The sequence below is a fragment of the Pseudoalteromonas sp. MMG005 genome (assembly GCF_018101015.1).
Classification (GTDB): domain Bacteria; phylum Pseudomonadota; class Gammaproteobacteria; order Enterobacterales; family Alteromonadaceae; genus Pseudoalteromonas; species Pseudoalteromonas aurantia.
This window is the reverse complement of the sequence record NZ_JAGJEK010000015.1, coordinates 101,398-117,862: the sequence shown is the minus strand read 5'-3', so window position 1 is coordinate 117,862 and position 16,465 is coordinate 101,398. Positions and strand designations below refer to the sequence as shown.

The window sequence follows — 16,465 nt, the reverse complement described above, 5'->3', positions numbered from 1 at the left end:
TGTTACATGTAGCTATCTTGATGAATTCTTACAAATAACTTCGTACCTACTTTACTATAATCCACTTTGTATTCTCGGCCGTCTAAAGACTGAATGAATAACAGCCTTTTTACTTCCCCAAATATATCTGCACTCGCAATATGTACTATTTCTAAATAGCGCTCTTTCGCTTCACGGCGGTTACGAGGCAACTCATCTTTAAACGGAATAAGCCCATTTACTGTGACTTGTATTTTAGGGTGCGACTCCCCGTTAACAATAACTAAATCGAGCTTTTTCTCTTTGTGAATGATCGTGTTACGACCGCTTTTAATATAGGCTCTATCATCGCTCATGGACTGTTCCTGTTACATCTGTTCATTGGTGGCTTGCTCTTCCAACAAGTTTTTAACCACCTGAGCTGGATCTAATTTCCAGCGGTTTAATAAGTATGAAAAACGCCATATATCTCGGTCTAATACATTTGCTGGCAATAGCAAGTCATAGCCCGTCAACGTTTTCAGATTGTGCATTCGATTGGCAAACATCGCGATCAAACCGGTATAGACTTGTCCTGAATCAGAGCTATACTCATCCGATTCAATTAGCCATTCTGATGGGCAGTTGCCATTTTTGCAATGCATTTTAACAGCTTGTAAAAATATATGCCTCTGTTCAATTAATAATTTACCTGCCAATCTCGGCTTTAATGCTAATAAAAATGGATCTATCGAGACCAGTTTAATGCCAACAGCATTTAATTCCAGTAATTCAGGTGCTTCACCAGCTTTAGGTATCCCACTTGAATGCACATTATCAAATGCAATTTTCCATCGCCCAAACTTATGAATATAAACGACGCTTTGTGTACCAAGTACTATACTATAATAAGGTTGTTGGCTTTTCAAAAAACCAAGCAAAATCGAAAAGATAGCAATACTCACCAACGCCGTTTCAACAACACTGATCACACTATCGCGCAAAATCACAAACGCCATAATGATGCAAAGGCACACTGCACCGACGAGCATAAATTCAATACTGTGTTGATTCGCTTGAGCTCTTAATTTAGCTTGCATTTGTTACGCCAACCTCACATATAAAACCCAAAATAAAATACAAACATAATGATCGTCCACGCCAACAATTGTCGTATCTTTTTACATGTTTGACATTCATTGTTTTTTTTCATGTTTAAAAATCAACATTTTAGGTACAAATAAGCCGATAATTTTAACTTTTACGGCCAACGCACAAATTAACAAGATACCCGACTCCATATTGAAGCGACATATTTTGTACACTAGAGTCATCAATCGCAGTGGTAAAATATCATGTATGCACAACAATCGGGTAAAGCCCTCTTTCCTTTTATTATTTTAGTCCTGATTTGTATAACAGGCTATTTGTATTTGCCAACTTCTCAAGGAAAACCGACAAATATTAAGCCAAATACAATCGTCGTCAGCACAATCACCGCACAAGAACAATCTCGTATTATATCAGTTGCAGCAGTTGGTAATGCCCGAGCCAATCAGGCTATTGATATTATCAGCTCACAAGATGATTATGTTACACATATCTATTTTGCTGATGGTGATTCGATTCAGCGAGATCAAAAATTGGTACAGCTCTTAGATGCGGAAGAGCAACTCGCCGTTGAAGAGTTAAATATTCAATTAAAAGAACAACAAAGACAGTTATCTCGACTAAATGAATTAGCAAAAACACAATCAGCTGCGCGCTCAGCTTTGGAAGAGCAACGCTCTGTCGCGGATGCTTTATTTACCCAACTGCAAAGCGCTAAAGTCAAATTAGCACAAATGACTATCAAAGCGCCATTTGACGGTGTGCTAGGTAAAAAACTTATTTCAACCGGCAGCTTTGTTGATAGCAATACCAGCATTACTACTTTGGATGATATCAGTGTTATAAAAGTGGACTTTCAAGTACCTGAAAAGTATTTGGGCCAACTGAAAAAAGGCATGACAGTCACCGCCATTAGTGATGCTTACAGACACACCTCATTTAACGGTTATGTTTCTCATATAGACCCTCGCATTAACGAAACTACCCGCAGTGTTCAAGTGACAGCCGATTTTGCCAACAATAATGCGCAACTTAGGCCCGGTATGTTATTGCAAATAACACTAGAGTTACGCGCACTTACCGCTATCATGCTGCCAGAAAAAAGCATTATCCCACGGAAAGATCAACACTTTATATACATCGTGGATGATCAAGATAAAGCACAGTTAACGAATGTTGAGCTTCACACGCGATTTAATGGCTGGGTGGCTGTTTCCAAGGGCGTAAACATTGGTCAAAAAGTTGTCACCGAGGGCACTACCAAAATACGTTCTGGTTCTTCTGTGACTGAAAAGGGATAACTTGTGAAAATAACTGATACTGCAGTCAAAAGACCCGTATTCGCCATTGTTATTAATTTACTATTACTGACTTTTGGTCTTGTCGCATTTAGTATGCTGCCGCTACGAGAGTACCCTGATATTGAAACACCCATAGTAAGTGTAAGTACCAACTACACAGGTGCATCAAGTGAGGTCGTTGAAGCAAAGATAACGCAGGTTCTGGAAAACAGAATTTCCGGTATAGAAGGCATTAAAAGTATCAATTCATCTAGTCGGAATGGTCGTTCAAACATCACCATTGAGTTCGATATCGACCGAGATATAGACGCTGCCGCGAACGATGTAAGGGAACGAGTTTCACGTGCACTCGACAGACTTCCAGAACAAGTGAGACCGCCTGAGGTTTCCAAATCTAACTCAGATGAAAGCCCAATAGCATGGTTTGTACTAAATAGTGAAAGTATGGACACTTTGCAACTGTCGGATTATGCCCAACGCTTCATTGTGGATAGATTGGCTGTGGTTGATGGAGTGTCTAATGTCCGTATTGGTGGAGAGCGCCAATATGCGATGAAGATATGGTTAAACCGACAAGCAATGGCAGCGAGAGGAATCACTACAAATGATATTGAACAGGTACTACGTCGTGAAAACGTCGAATTACCAGCAGGTGAAATAGAATCTCTAGATCGCGATTTCGCAGTCAGAATTGCCCGCAGTTATAAAAGCCAAAGTGACTTTAATAATTTAGTAATAAAGCGCGGAGAGCAAGGTTATTTAGTTCGTCTTAATGAAGTCGCTAACGTAATACTCGAAGCGGCAGACAACGAAAGTACTTTCAGGGGGAATGGAAAAAATATGATTGGGCTCGGCATTGTAAAGCAAGCCAAGGCCAATACACTTGACGTCGTAGACAACGCACGTCAAGAACTCGAGAAAATCAAGCGAAACCTACCCGAAGGAACAACGATTCAAGACAGTTACGACTCATCTATTTTCATTCGCGAGTCCATTACGGAGGTATACCGTACGCTCGCGATTGCGATGGCTTTGGTTGTCACCGTTATATTTTTATTTTTAGGCACGGTCCGAGCCACGCTTATTCCTGCGATTACAGTGCCTGTAGCACTTATTGCAACCTTTATGTTTCTACTGTCAATGGGCTACTCAATTAATTTACTGACCCTGCTCGCACTCGTATTAGCTATCGGACTAGTGGTAGACGATGCCATTGTTATGTTAGAAAATATTCATCGTCGTATTGAAATAGGGGAACCGCCATTACTTGCAGCCTACAGAGGCGCTAAAGAAGTCGGATTTGCGATTATAGCGACAACACTGGTTCTTATTTCAGTATTCGTTCCCTTGGTATTCATGGACGGTCGTATTGGCGCACTCTTTACTGAGTTTGCTATGGCGGTCAGCGCCGCCGTTTTATTTTCAAGTATAACAGCTCTCACTCTGGCGCCGGCGCTCAGTTCAAAAATACTAAAACCTACTAGCAGTAATAATAGATTTAGCCAATGGATGGACGCTCAGTTCTCACGTTTAGAGCGAGGCTATCGTAACGTACTAACTGCTAACCTGAAACGCCGTTATAGCCTTATTTTTACTCTTATCCTAGCAGGATTTACCAGCTTTACTTTATTTCAACAGATCCCATCAGAACTCACCCCCAAAGAAGATCGTGGTACCTTTTTTGTGATGATGAATGGCCCCGAAGGTGCAAGCTACGAGAACAATGAACTAAATATGGCTCAAATAGAACAACGCTTACTGCCTTATGTGGAGACGGGAGAATTGAGCAGAGTGCTTGTTAGGGTTCCAGGCTGGGGTGGCCAAGGCGGTGTTGCGATCATAGGCATGCCAGATTGGGATGAGCGAAAACGTTCAACATGGGAAGTAATGGGTGAGATAAGCACTAAAATGCGCGAAGTAACTGATATTAGAGCTTTTGCTATTATGCGACGAGGAATTGGTGGTGGTGGTCAATCTCGGCCTATTGAATTTGTGCTACAAGGTAATGACTATCAAGAACTAGCACAATGGCGAGATAAGATCATTAATCGAGCTCAAAAGAACAAAGGGCTCGTTCGACTCGACCATGACTACAAAGAAACTTTTCCACAATTTTTAATTCAAATAGATAAAACAAAAGCGGCTGATTTAGGTGTGTCTATCAGTGATATAGGTAATACGCTTGAAACAATGTTGGGGCAACGCAGAGTCACCACTTTTATCGATCGGGGTGAAGAGTATGATGTCATACTAAAAGGTACAAAAGCTGACTTTGGCGGCCCCAATGATATCGCAAATATTTTTGTCAAATCACGTACTGATGAACTGATCCCTCTTGACAGCTTGATCAGCATCAATGAAGCGGCCACCGCGTCACGTCTAAATAGATACAACAGAATGCGTGCTATAACTATCACGGCAAACTTAGCAAATGGCTATACGTTGGCTGAAGCTCTGGATTTCTTAAACACTGTTGCAGCTGAAGAAAATAATATTGATGGTGCAATAGACTACAAAGGTGAATCACAACTGTTTTATGAAGGTGAATCAGCCATGACTTACGTCTTTATCTTAGCACTAACCGTGACTTTTTTAGTGCTCGCAGCACAATTCGAAAGCTTTATTCACCCACTAGTAATTATGTTAACTGTGCCACTTGGCCTCGTTGGTGCGATGTACGGACTTTACCTAACCGATAGCTCGCTCAATATATATAGCCAAATTGGTATCGTCATGTTAATTGGTTTGAGTGCCAAAAACGGTATTCTGATTGTTGAATTTGCCAATCAACTGCGTGACAAAGGTATCGCATTTGAACAAGCCATCGTAACGGCATCGGTCCAGCGCTTAAGGCCTATCATTATGACTTCACTTACGACTGTAATGAGCGCAATTCCACTCGTTATGGCTGTTGGCCCCGGTTCTGAGAGTCGAATGGTGATTGGTGTCGTGGTTTTTGCTGGGGTGAGTGTATCCACATTACTCACTTTATTTGTGATCCCTTGTGCGTATAACTTATTGTCTAAAAACACACAATCACCAGAGTTTTTAGCGCTACAATTAGAGCAACAGGCTACAGCTATAAAAAAGGTTGAACATGACTAGTATAAAAAAAGCCACATTTGGTGGCGGCTGCTTTTGGTGTATTGATGCTGCATTTCGTCGCGTTAGAGGAGTTACATCGGTTCGCTCAGGCTATACAGGTGGACACACACCAGAGCCAACTTATAAAGCTATTTGCCAAGGTGATAGCGGCCACGCAGAGGTAGTGGAAGTAAGCTTTGACAGCACCATGGTTAATTACGACACTTTACTGGCTATGTTCTTTACGTTACATGATCCAACCCAGTTAAATCGCCAAGGTAATGACATTGGTACACAATATAGAAGTGTGATTTATTATCACGATGAATATCAGCATCGCACAATCAGTGATACGATCACAAACATTCAGCAACAAATATCAGCACCTATTGTTACCGAAGTCAGCGAAGCACAAACATTCTACGCGGCAGAAGACTACCATCAAGACTATTTTAATGAGAACCCTAATCAGGGGTATTGCAGTATGTTAATTGCGCCAAAAATAGCAAAGTTTGAACAACGATTTGTGAATAACATAGATTAAAACCCCCGACTAATAAATGGGATGCCATAGAAAGCTTGCTTTCGAACATCCCAAAAAAAACATAACCCTTTGATTTTTAATAAACAAAAATCATCCACCTTCTTTTTTCGCCATCAGATATAATTTAAAAATCGACATAACACAATTATCAAGACACCGTATAGACTTTGACATTTACCTATAAAGACCTCAGACTACGCGTCAAAATAGTGAGGTGCTTAATCCTCTTGTATCGGATAAAGATAATCGGGAAATTAGTGCCGTAACCACCTTGGTTAAATAGTCTAATACTGCCCCCGCAACGGTAATGGCTGAGCAAACATGTTCACCAAAGTCCGGAGACCGGCCTCACTATAAAATCCAGTTTATAATATTGCGGTGGGCAATATGGGATATATCGTGATGCTTTAGCATGACTGTATTTCTCATTGCTCCCCTAATAATGAGATACTTATGCAACTATTTATATTTTTTGTGTTCGCTTTATTGGTCATACCCACAGTATCAAGCAAAGAGGTCGCGCCCAGTGACAGCACCAACATAGAAATTTTAGAAGTTGAACATACAGGCAGCTATTCACCCTCTTATAAAATTTTCCAGCGTCATGAGTTTATTAATAGTGCTCAAACCTTGTCCGATATTCTAAGCTCTATAAATGGCATTCAAATACGCCAAATCAGTGGACTCGGTAACCCAGTTGCAATTTCTATTCGAGGTTCAAATAGTAAGCAAGTACAATTTTACATTGATGGGCAGCTCGTCAACGACAGTCAATTTGGTGGATTCGATTTAAATCAAATCCCAACAGAGCAAATTCAGAGCATAGAAATAAGTAAAGGCCAGGCAATTGGGACTGGGGCTACTCCCATTGGTGGTGTTGTAAGGATCAATACGTACAATCCAGATAGCTCACAAAAAAAACTATCAGCCGTCGTCGGATCTTTTGGTCATATCGAATTAAATGCTACGGTCAATACGATTTTTGACCAGCATACTTTAACGCTCGGCGCACAAACGCTAAATACCGATAATAATTACAAATACTTAGTGCCTCAAACGTTTAACAACCCTTCTATTTCTGAAAAACAGTCATTGCTTAACAATGGCTACAGTAAAAATACACTCTATATCAATGATAATATAAAATTTGAAAACAACAGAGTTAGAATTCACGGGCAATATTCAGATCAAACAAAAGAGTTACCGAATTATAGAAATAACTCACCTGAAACCACATCCAATTTAGCTACTAAAACATGGCGTCTCGGCTATTTGCATACGTTGCATGATATACATGCTTATGTACCCAGCATTGAGCTGGATAGCTATTATCAAGATAAGAGTGAAATTTATTTAGACGCCCCCAACGGAGTTTCAGAGCAAAGTTATCATTATAACTCTGATAAAAAACATGTGAGCGTAAAGCCAACGGTTATCTGGGACAGTTATACATTTACACCTTTTATTACCCTCACCGACCACGCCTTTCAGTCCGAACAATTCATAAATGGTCAAGCAAATCCATGTAATGGCATCAGCGAATGCGATATCAAAGCGCAATTGCAGCAAACAAGCTACGGCACACGTATCGAGTGGCAAGGAAATACACTACCTATTAATATATATGGGTTGTACAACAAGCTACACAACAAATCGAGTAATGAACCTCTCAAAAATACAACTGCGCAAACGCTATATGCTAACGACCAGTTCGATACACATGAGTTAGGAGCTACCTATCAATGGCGCGAAGTTGTTGCTGAATTCGTTTTCTCTAAAGGTGTCAGAACCCCAACATTGTTTGAACTTTATGGTAATCGTGGTGCTTTTAAAGGTAACGCAAACTTATTACCTGAGCGCTCTAAAACAAGGGCTATCAACTTTGCATATAAGCGTAAAGCTCTGGTGCTTAATGCTTCTAGCTATATAAAAAAACAAGAGAACAGCATCGTCGCTATTTTTAATTCCAGCAATGTGGGAAGCTATACAAATGTCTCTGAAGCCACTTTAAAGGGCTTAGAGTTACAAACTAATTATAAATTTAATACTCAATGGCTGTTTGCTCTACAAGGCACATTCATTCACTCAAATACACACTCAACCTTCAGCGCTTTTGACGATAAAAAGCTGCCAGGTGTTTATCATAAACAATATGGCGCAGCGCTCACTTACCAAATGAATAACCAGTGGAGTGTAAGCCTGAATCACAAAATAGACCGTGAGCTTTACTTTAATCGCAGTAATAAATTCCAAAGTGAAAAAAATCGAGGTAATGGCACGCCAGCCGATAGAGAGGTAACCGACCTGACATTCAACTGGTCACATAGCCAACATAATTTGAATTTGACGTTCAGTAACCTGTTTAATACTGAGTATCAAGATTTAGCCAATCGCCCCGCTCATGGGCGCAGTATCCAACTTAAATATTCTTTAAAGGGCATCTAAACCATGTTTCATACGCTAGCCAAAAAAAGCTTACCTTTGAGCCTTATTGCATCCGCTTTAGTACTTACAGGCTGTGGCTCAAGTGATAAAAATAATGCACCAACACTCACAGGTAATCAATCACCAACAGTCCTAGAAAACACCACTTTAGTTGGCTCATACACGGCAAATGACGTTGATGGTGATGCATTAATATTAAGCTTGAGCGGTGAATCAAGTGCACTATTTAACCTTGAACAATCAGGAGAACTGAGCTTTAAAGACGCACCCGACTTCGAAGTGGTTGGAGACACGACATTTAGTGTCACAATAACCGCAACAGAGCAAACTAATGATAAGCTCAATGCATCATTAACAATTTCTATTTCTCTTGATGATGTAAAAGATACACCTGATTTTGCTGTTGTCCAAACCGTTTCCCCCGACTTTTTGGGCTCAGAAGTGGTTTACATCGATCCTGTCCAACAAAGTGTTGAAACCGGCTTTTATATAAAAGATGCCTCAGACTATACGCTCAGCACATACAAATCAGATATATACCATATTGGTCGCTTTAATATTGATGAAATCACAAAATACAATCGTGCGGCACCTGACGTTGCGCTTTGGTCATATTCAACACAAGACAGTCAAGACTCGGTGAGTCGAAACCCGTACTCATTAGTCTCATTAAATGACAATAAAGCTTATCTTATCCGCTATGGTTCTGGAAAAGTGTGGATAGTAAACCCGCAAGCCACACAAGCTGAAGACTTCAAAATCGGGGAGCTAGATATTTCTCACTACGCACATAATAATGCGAATAATACCCCAACCCCTTCATCAGCTGCAATACTGGATGGTAAACTGTATATTGCCATGCAGCGTATTGATGACAATTGGACGCCGGGTATTGCTTATGTTGCAGTATTTGACACCTCAACTGATACAGAAATAGAAACCAATGCATTAGCTGATGATGAATTTAAAGGCATCCCGCTTGTAGGGAGAAATCCATTAGAGAATAGTGTTGTCACTGCTAATGACAAAGTATATGTCACGTCTCGAAGTTCATATTCTGGGACTGATTTATCATTAAGTCGAATTGAAGAGATCACCCCTGAGGACTATTCAGTACGAAACATTATTGACGCACAAGCCATCCCAGAAAACGAATCAGCCGTTATCAGAGCGAGTGTTATCGTGTCTGAGGAAAAAGGTTATTTTTATAGTAATCAAACCTTTTTTAGCCCAGAGTACCATGTAAAATCAACCCTGCATGAGTTTAACCCAACGACAGGCGCAGTGATTGCGAGTAACATTGCCAACACTGGCGATGATGCAATAGTACAGCTAGCTTTGGATTCAGCAAACTTTTTATGGATGGGGATCAACAACCCAACAACACCTGGTGTTGATATTATCAATACTGCAGATAATATCCCTGAGGGTACACGCTTACTAACTGAACTGACTCCGTCAACGATTCGCTTTGTGGAAAAGTAACAGTTCTAATAAAAAGCCTGCAAATGCAGGCTTTTTTATAGAAAAATCAATCTCGGAAATTTTTAAATTGAAATGGTTGACCTAGCTCCCCGCTGCGCACAACCTGCATTGCTTCTTGTAAATCATCTCGCTTTTTACCCGTTACACGCACTTCTTCACCTTGAATAGAGGCTTGCACTTTAATTTTTGCATCTTTAATTACTTTGACCACTTTTTTAGCCATCTCCTTGTCAATGCCCTGCTTCAAAGCCACTTTACGAGATACATATTTCCCAGAACGCTCAATATCTTTGAGTTCTAAACTTGCGACATCGAGACCACGCTTTGACGCCTTACTGGCTAATATATCGAATAACTGCATCACTTGTGGATCCGCCTCCGCTTTTAACGTGATCGTTTCATTAGCAAGTTCAATTGAAGCATCTACACCACGAAAATCATAACGGGTTTCAAGCTCACGTTTGGCATTGTCTACTGCATTTTGTGCTTCTGTAATTTCAATTTCTGACACGATGTCAAATGACGGCATAATAATTCTCCTAATAGATATCCATCAATTATATCAATCTAAAATTAAGTTTGGACAGCTTTTTATATTCACCCAACAGCCAGTTTTCAATGATATACTGACCGCACTCTTTAACACACCAACAATCTAGGATGTTTTGTGACCAGACGTATTTATCAAATTGTTTTGCTTATCACCTTGGCCATTTGTACCGTATTGTTTGCGAGAGAAATCCAGCATTCAGGCATACAGATAGAACACCTTGATAAAATTGCTCACTTCGGCATATTTTTCATACTCGCTTTTATTATGCAGCATGCTTTTAAATGGCCTATGTGGTTACAAATTACTTTATTAGCAAGCTATGGAGTTGGCATTGAATTAATGCAAGGCATGCTACCCCATCGTCAAGCATCTTTTGCAGATTTTATCGCCGATGTACTTGGGGCTGTCAGCTATTACGCAAGCTATACTTTATGGCGTACTTGGTGCGGTAAGAAATATGGCTAATATACACATTCTGGGGGCCGGTGCTATTGGCTTATCCCTTGCCAATGCTTTTAGTCGCGCTCACCATACGACTTTGCTAGTAAGGCGCGAATACGCGACCCCATTTACTTTTTATCACGATCAAAAAAGCCATGTTCTCCCTGTTGAGCACATCAACATTTATTCACCAACACAACGCTCCCTCGTTATTAGTAACTGCTTTATTTGTGTCAAAGCATATCAATTAGCGCACGCTTTTTATTCAATATTCCCGTACTTAACAGAGCAAGCAAATGTATTTATTAGCCACAATGGCATGACTAACCTCAATGAATTTAAACAACACCTAAGGCCAAAACAAGCACTTTTCTTTTTTAGTACGTCAATGGGAGGATTAAAAATAAATGATACGACGGTACAGGCAACAGGAGTCGGAGAAACCTATTTAGGTGTATCAAATGCAACAGCCTCAGAACGATTATCATACTGCTTTAGTGAGTTTTTTTCTTCGCTCTTACCTCATAGCAGGATCCACCCTGATATTGAGCAACTAAGGTGGCAAAAGCTACTGGTGAATATCGCCATAAACCCTTTATCTGCAATCCACCAAATAAGAAATGGCCAACTACGCCAACCAAAATACGCCAGTACCATTTTACAATTATTGAATGAAGCATGTGCCGTCGCGCGTGCAGAAAAAATCGATGTTGAGCTTAGCGAAGCACTAGCAACAGCCTACCAAGTAATGGCTCGCACACAAAATAATTCCTCATCTATGGCGCAAGACATTCTGAATAATAGAAAAACCGAAGTAGAGGCAATTTGCGGATATATTGTACAAAGAGGTGAACATCACAGCATTGACACGCCTTTTAACCGAAAGATGCTCATTCAATTATTGGATTCTCACAATTGATGAAAAAAGCTGAGTATGCGTAACTCAGCTTTATCATAAGTGCACTCCCCCTATTCAGGCTTGTACACTTTTACGTTCATAAACCCATTCTCATGCAAGATAAGTGCTTGCAACTGACTCATTACGCCTTTTTTACAGTACAGATAATATTCTTTATCTTGAGGTAAATCCGCAAACTTGGTACTTAAACGGAAAAATGGTAGGTGTACAACTTCCACATTATCAACTTCAAGAGGCGATGCATCTTCCTCATCGGGCGCACGAATATCTAAGATCACGCCATTTTCGGGTAACTGACTTACACTCTCAGCTTCTTTTACTTCTTCTTTTGCTTCAGCTTCTATATCTCTAATGTCTTTCACTGTGGCATTTTTAATGACCGTGTCTAATACATCAAAATCAAATTTAGCTTCTTCGGCAATAATTGTATCAAGTTTGGCTTTTACTGTTGGTTTCTTAGAAATAACACCACAGTATTCAGGCATTGCTTCCGCCATTTCAATGGTGCCTATGTCTCTTGCTATATTGATAATTTCGGCTTTATCATGTTGAATCAGCGGTCGAATAATCAACGTTTCCGTCACTCTATCAATGACATTTAAGTTCGCAAGCGTTTGGCTCGATACCTGCCCAATACTTTCACCAGTGACTAAAGCCGGAATATTTAATCGCTCTGCGACTTGGCTACCCGCACGCATCATCATGCGTTTGAGCACCACTCCCATTTGACCGTTTTCAACATTTTCAAGGATTTCAGCAACAACAGGTTCAAAATCAACAGTAATAAATTTAACCTTATGTGTGGAACTGAAACGATTCCACAAGTAATGACTTACCTGTTTTACACCGATTTCGTGAGCTGCTCCCCCAAGATTGAAGAACAAAAAGTGTGTACGAGCGCCCTTTCTCATCATTTGATAAGTTGCGACCCCAGAATCAAACCCACCAGAAATGAGCGAAAGTACATCTTCTTGAGTTGGAAGTGGAAATCCTGCAATACCGTAATGGGTATGGGTTACAATGTAAGCTAATGCACCCTTAATTTCTATTTTTACAGTCACTTCGGGTTTGCTAAGCTTTACCTTTGCACCTGATACATTTTGATTTAAGCCACCGCCAACATAACGTTCAACATCAGAGGACGTAAACGCATGTTCCCCTTTTCGTTTAACTCGAACGCAAAAAGTTTTATTTTCAATACTGTGTCCGGCAAGCTCTAATGTACGTTGATAAATATCATCAAGAGTATCAAAGGGTGTCTCCTGTACTTCAATAAACTGTACAATGCCAGGTACTCGTTTTAAGTTATCGATAAATAACGCGTGAATTGTTTCATCAGTACTTTGACTCTCAACTGAAATATTGTCCCAGTTATTTTTTACTCTGACATTTTCATCAAAACGACGCAAAATAATTTTGATATTTCTTTCAAGCACTTGTGTAAAGCGCTTACGAACAGATTTGCTCTTGATTGCGATCTCAGGATGCAGTTTGACGATAAGTTTAAGCATAGAAATAACTCTTTAGACTGGGCGAATGCGCGCCGGGACAACTGGCGCGCGATTATAGCAAATTTCTACACGACTAGGAAATAACCACTTGGCTAAAATGACCTAATTACGCAATACTCGGTAATGATTCATCAGCCAATTGCTGATAATGCGCTTGTAATAAACCTATTTTTTGTGTACTTAGGTCAGTACAATAAGGCTTAAATAACATCAAAACTTTAACTATCCCATTGTAAATATCTTGCTGCTCTAACACCCCAGTTAAACGACGCGCTTTCACATAAGGCGTCCAAAAACTCACTGTCATTTTCAGCATATGTGCGACTTCAACTGCATCCTCATCGCTAATATCAATCACTTTGCTGGTTCTTAAGCCAATCACCACTGATCGAACTTGTTCAAACAAGTCTGCTTGAAAAGAAATGTACTCCTTTTTCAACACTTCATCCCTCGCTAAAATATCGGTTAAGTTGTCATAGAAAAAATGATAACGCCACATCAGTTCAAACAATGAATCTAAGTACTTAGTTAGTTGTTCTAGCGGTTCAAACTCCGTATTCAAAGGTTTAAAATGAGTACTTAAATGCTCTCGATATAATGTAAAGATATTACGGATAATGTCTTCTTTGTTTTTAAAGTGGTAATACAAGTTCCCCGGACTTATTCCCAAATTAGAAGCTATGTGGTTGGTGGTTATTGCTCGTTCTCCATGTAAATTAAACAAAGCAATACTGGTACGAATAATTTTTTCCTTGGTATTCATATCCTGTTCTCTCTAACACGCAATTTTTATAATGTAAGTAATATATAACCAGCTAAGTATAGCTAATTAGAATAACTGAAAATAGCATTAATCAGTTTTAGATATAAGCAAAAATGCATCTAAGCAGACCAGTGAAATATAAGCAGAACACTGGTATTATGACGCAAACTCATCGAACTCATTGATTTATGAAAGTAACTGCCCTATACCCAGGAACATTTGATCCATTAACAAATGGTCACTCTGATCTCATTAAACGAGCAGCTAAAATGTTTGACGTTGTGTTGCTGGCCATAGCCTACAACCCAAACAAAAAACCCTGTTTTACGCTCGATGAACGTGTGGCGCTGGCCGAACAGGTACTTAGTGAATATAAAAATGTGCAAGTCATTGGATTTTCTGGTTTACTCGTCGATTTGGCACAGCAGCACAATGCCAGTGTACTTATCAGAGGTATTAGAGCGGTATCTGATTTCGACTATGAATTTCAATTAGCAAATATGAATAGACGATTAAACCCCGATTTAGAAAGTGTTTTTCTTACTCCTTCAGAACGAAACTCCTTTATCTCCTCTACTTTAGTTAAAGAAGTTGCGTTACATGGTGGAGATGTAAGTGAATTTGTCGACCCTATCGTCGCTCATGCATTAAAGGAAAAACTACACGGATGAAACATTTACCGTTAACACTCGCAGTCTGTTTGTTCACCAGTACACATGCTATAGCAAGCCCTTGGATCACATCGGACGAAAGCGCGCTCAAGCACTCACTCGACTTACTCGCAAGCCATGGTGTAATCAATCGTCCAATTAATCAATACCCACTTTTATGGCAAGGTATTGTACAAGATCTCTCTCGCGTTGATGAAAGTACACTCAGCCCACAAGCGCATTTTGCCTTACAGCATGTTCAACATGCTTTGCAACAAGCAAAGCGAGCACAATACTCAAGCATTAAGGCGTATTTTGATGACGATCCTTCGCTGAATAATGACTTCGGTTCACGACAAGCTGCTCAGTCAGGTATAAATACATATAGCATCATCACTGGCACTAACGTCAGCGCTAAAATACAAGTGAATTATGCTGACAAAGCAATAGATGAGAAAAAGATTAATCACTATGGTAGTCACTTAGCAATACTATATGGAAATTGGTCCCTCAGCGCGGAACGTTTGAATTATTGGTGGGGTCCAGCCAATGACAATGCGATGATGTTGTCGAACAATGCCGCCCCAATGAAAGCAGTACGACTCAGCAGAGCCAACAGTGATTATGATGGCCCTCGTTTTCTATCATTTATCGGCCCTTGGCAAGTCACAGCGATTGCGGCTAAGCAAAAACCTCTTTTATCGCAAAAACATACAGGAGACTTTTGGGGAATAAGGCTATCAACTACGCCAATTAGTGGTTTAGAGCTGGCTTTTAGTAGTACAAGTAGTGACTTTATTTTCTCTGGCCCAAGTAATTTAAAGGATACAGATAAAACAACAACACAACGCCGACTGACCAGTTTTGATTTTAAATATTCAACCCTCATTGCAAATCGAGCATTGTCTTTTTATGGTGAAGTGATGGGCGATAACGATAAAGGTCTCGCGCCACAAAATAGTATGCATACTTTTGGTGCCGAAACATTTTTTAGTAACGCCCACTATCGTGCCAAAGCCTATATTGAATATAGCGATAGTACAACTGACTGCAAGGCACAGCAAGCAAGCTTTCAATGCAACTTTGCTGAACCTTCACAAGGCTCCGATTACAAAGAGCGTGATCAGTGGCTAGGCGCAGCAATTGGGCCTCAAGCTAAAAGCATTACCCTTGCTGCAGATTACTATCAAATGTCTGGCATCGGTGCTTATGCCAAATTAAAACACATCGAATTTGAACATATCAAAACCAAGCGCACTTTATTGGAAGTAGGCTATCAACACGGCTTGCTGGGAGGACTAGGTAAAATAAGTACTTCTGTTTGGCAAGATAAAGATGAAAATAAAAATGGGAATGATGATGTGAACAGTGCAGTAAAATTAAGTTGGGAGTTCCAGTTTTAATCCGAAGAGCATAAAAGTATGTATAGGTAAGTTTCATCAAGCTGGTCTTATACTACTTTTATATGCTCACTATGTCACCTCATGCCAGAGAGTAGATGTTTAGCACGCATATTAAGTATCAATGATACTCGAAAAAAGTAAAACCATGGATACACCTAATAATAGTACGGGCATAGTTAGCCGTGAATGATTCAAAACATAGGTATCTTCTCATTAAGCCCGCCCCGAAACACAGGCCTCCTACTAGATTTAATAAAGCAGTTATTTAACATATACAGCACTGATAAAAGATCGTACC

The 16,465-nt window shown here is 40.0% G+C and carries 14 protein-coding genes and 1 riboswitch; of the genes, 9 read left to right on the top strand and 5 right to left on the bottom strand.

Annotation, left to right across the window (positions count from 1 at the left end; genetic code table 11):
* Positions 1-2: 2 nt before the first annotated feature.
* Together J8M01_RS13365 and J8M01_RS13360 are read right to left on the bottom strand one after the other, a co-directional pair.
* Positions 3-335: a hypothetical protein gene (locus J8M01_RS13365; protein ID WP_192505837.1), complete on the bottom strand. Its 333-nt coding sequence runs from the start codon at positions 333-335 to the stop codon at positions 3-5.
* Positions 336-347: 12 nt separating this feature from the next.
* The gene (locus tag J8M01_RS13360) at positions 348-1,058 is read right to left on the bottom strand and encodes a DUF2982 domain-containing protein (RefSeq protein ID WP_211058336.1); all 711 of its coding nucleotides are present in this window, start codon (positions 1,056-1,058) and stop codon (positions 348-350) included.
* A gap of 255 nt (positions 1,059-1,313) precedes the next feature.
* On the opposite strand from J8M01_RS13360, the gene J8M01_RS13355 reads away from it, so the two are divergent.
* The 5 genes from J8M01_RS13355 to J8M01_RS13335 all read left to right on the top strand — a co-directional run bounded on the left by J8M01_RS13355 (position 1,314) and on the right by J8M01_RS13335 (position 9,927).
* Complete coding sequence (locus tag J8M01_RS13355) at positions 1,314-2,369, top strand: efflux RND transporter periplasmic adaptor subunit (RefSeq protein ID WP_211058334.1); 1,056 nt, start codon at positions 1,314-1,316, stop codon at positions 2,367-2,369.
* Positions 2,370-2,372: 3 nt separating this feature from the next.
* Positions 2,373-5,474, top strand: a complete 3,102-nt coding sequence (locus J8M01_RS13350; RefSeq protein WP_211058332.1) for an efflux RND transporter permease subunit — start codon at positions 2,373-2,375, stop codon at positions 5,472-5,474.
* The gene (gene msrA / locus J8M01_RS13345) at positions 5,467-5,997 is read left to right on the top strand and encodes a peptide-methionine (S)-S-oxide reductase MsrA (RefSeq protein ID WP_211048052.1); all 531 of its coding nucleotides are present in this window, start codon (positions 5,467-5,469) and stop codon (positions 5,995-5,997) included. The genes J8M01_RS13350 and msrA overlap by 8 nt, the downstream gene beginning before the upstream one ends.
* A gap of 195 nt (positions 5,998-6,192) precedes the next feature.
* A riboswitch (cobalamin riboswitch) is annotated at positions 6,193-6,363 on the top strand.
* An 87-nt stretch (positions 6,364-6,450) separates the two neighbouring features.
* Entirely contained in the window at positions 6,451-8,442 is a 1,992-nt protein-coding gene (locus tag J8M01_RS13340) for a TonB-dependent receptor (RefSeq protein WP_211058330.1), read from the top strand.
* A 3-nt stretch (positions 8,443-8,445) separates the two neighbouring features.
* Positions 8,446-9,927 (top strand): cadherin repeat domain-containing protein, encoded by a 1,482-nt coding sequence (locus J8M01_RS13335; protein WP_211058328.1) that lies wholly within the window; start codon positions 8,446-8,448, stop codon positions 9,925-9,927.
* Between the two features lie 46 nt (positions 9,928-9,973).
* Here J8M01_RS13335 and J8M01_RS13330 read toward each other — a convergent pair whose 3' ends face one another.
* A complete protein-coding gene (locus J8M01_RS13330; RefSeq protein WP_192505844.1) occupies positions 9,974-10,456 on the bottom strand; it encodes a YajQ family cyclic di-GMP-binding protein in 483 nt (160 codons plus the stop codon).
* Between the two features lie 138 nt (positions 10,457-10,594).
* Between J8M01_RS13330 and J8M01_RS13325 the strand changes: the two genes are divergently transcribed.
* Positions 10,595-10,945 carry a VanZ family protein gene (locus tag J8M01_RS13325; protein WP_192505845.1) on the top strand — a complete coding sequence of 117 codons (351 nt, stop codon included), beginning with the start codon at positions 10,595-10,597 and terminating at the stop codon, positions 10,943-10,945.
* Positions 10,938-11,840, top strand: a complete 903-nt coding sequence (locus tag J8M01_RS13320) for a 2-dehydropantoate 2-reductase (protein ID WP_211058320.1) — start codon at positions 10,938-10,940, stop codon at positions 11,838-11,840. Before J8M01_RS13325 ends, J8M01_RS13320 begins: the two co-directional genes overlap by 8 nt.
* A 50-nt stretch (positions 11,841-11,890) precedes the next feature.
* On the opposite strand, the gene thiI is transcribed toward J8M01_RS13320, so the two are convergent.
* Both thiI and J8M01_RS13310 read right to left on the bottom strand, forming a co-directional pair.
* Positions 11,891-13,351: a tRNA uracil 4-sulfurtransferase ThiI gene (gene thiI / locus J8M01_RS13315; RefSeq protein WP_210996540.1), complete on the bottom strand. Its 1,461-nt coding sequence runs from the start codon at positions 13,349-13,351 to the stop codon at positions 11,891-11,893.
* 106 nt (positions 13,352-13,457) lie between these two features.
* Entirely contained in the window at positions 13,458-14,114 is a 657-nt protein-coding gene (locus tag J8M01_RS13310) for a TetR/AcrR family transcriptional regulator (RefSeq protein WP_192505848.1), read from the bottom strand.
* A 188-nt stretch (positions 14,115-14,302) separates the two neighbouring features.
* Between J8M01_RS13310 and coaD the strand changes: the two genes are divergently transcribed.
* A complete protein-coding gene (gene coaD / locus J8M01_RS13305) occupies positions 14,303-14,785 on the top strand; it encodes a pantetheine-phosphate adenylyltransferase (protein WP_210996539.1) in 483 nt (160 codons plus the stop codon).
* On the top strand, positions 14,782-16,167 hold the full coding sequence (locus J8M01_RS13300) for a capsule assembly Wzi family protein (RefSeq protein WP_211058318.1): 1,386 nt from the start codon (positions 14,782-14,784) through the stop codon (positions 16,165-16,167). Before coaD ends, J8M01_RS13300 begins: the two co-directional genes overlap by 4 nt.
* The last annotated feature ends 298 nt before the right edge of the window (positions 16,168-16,465 follow it).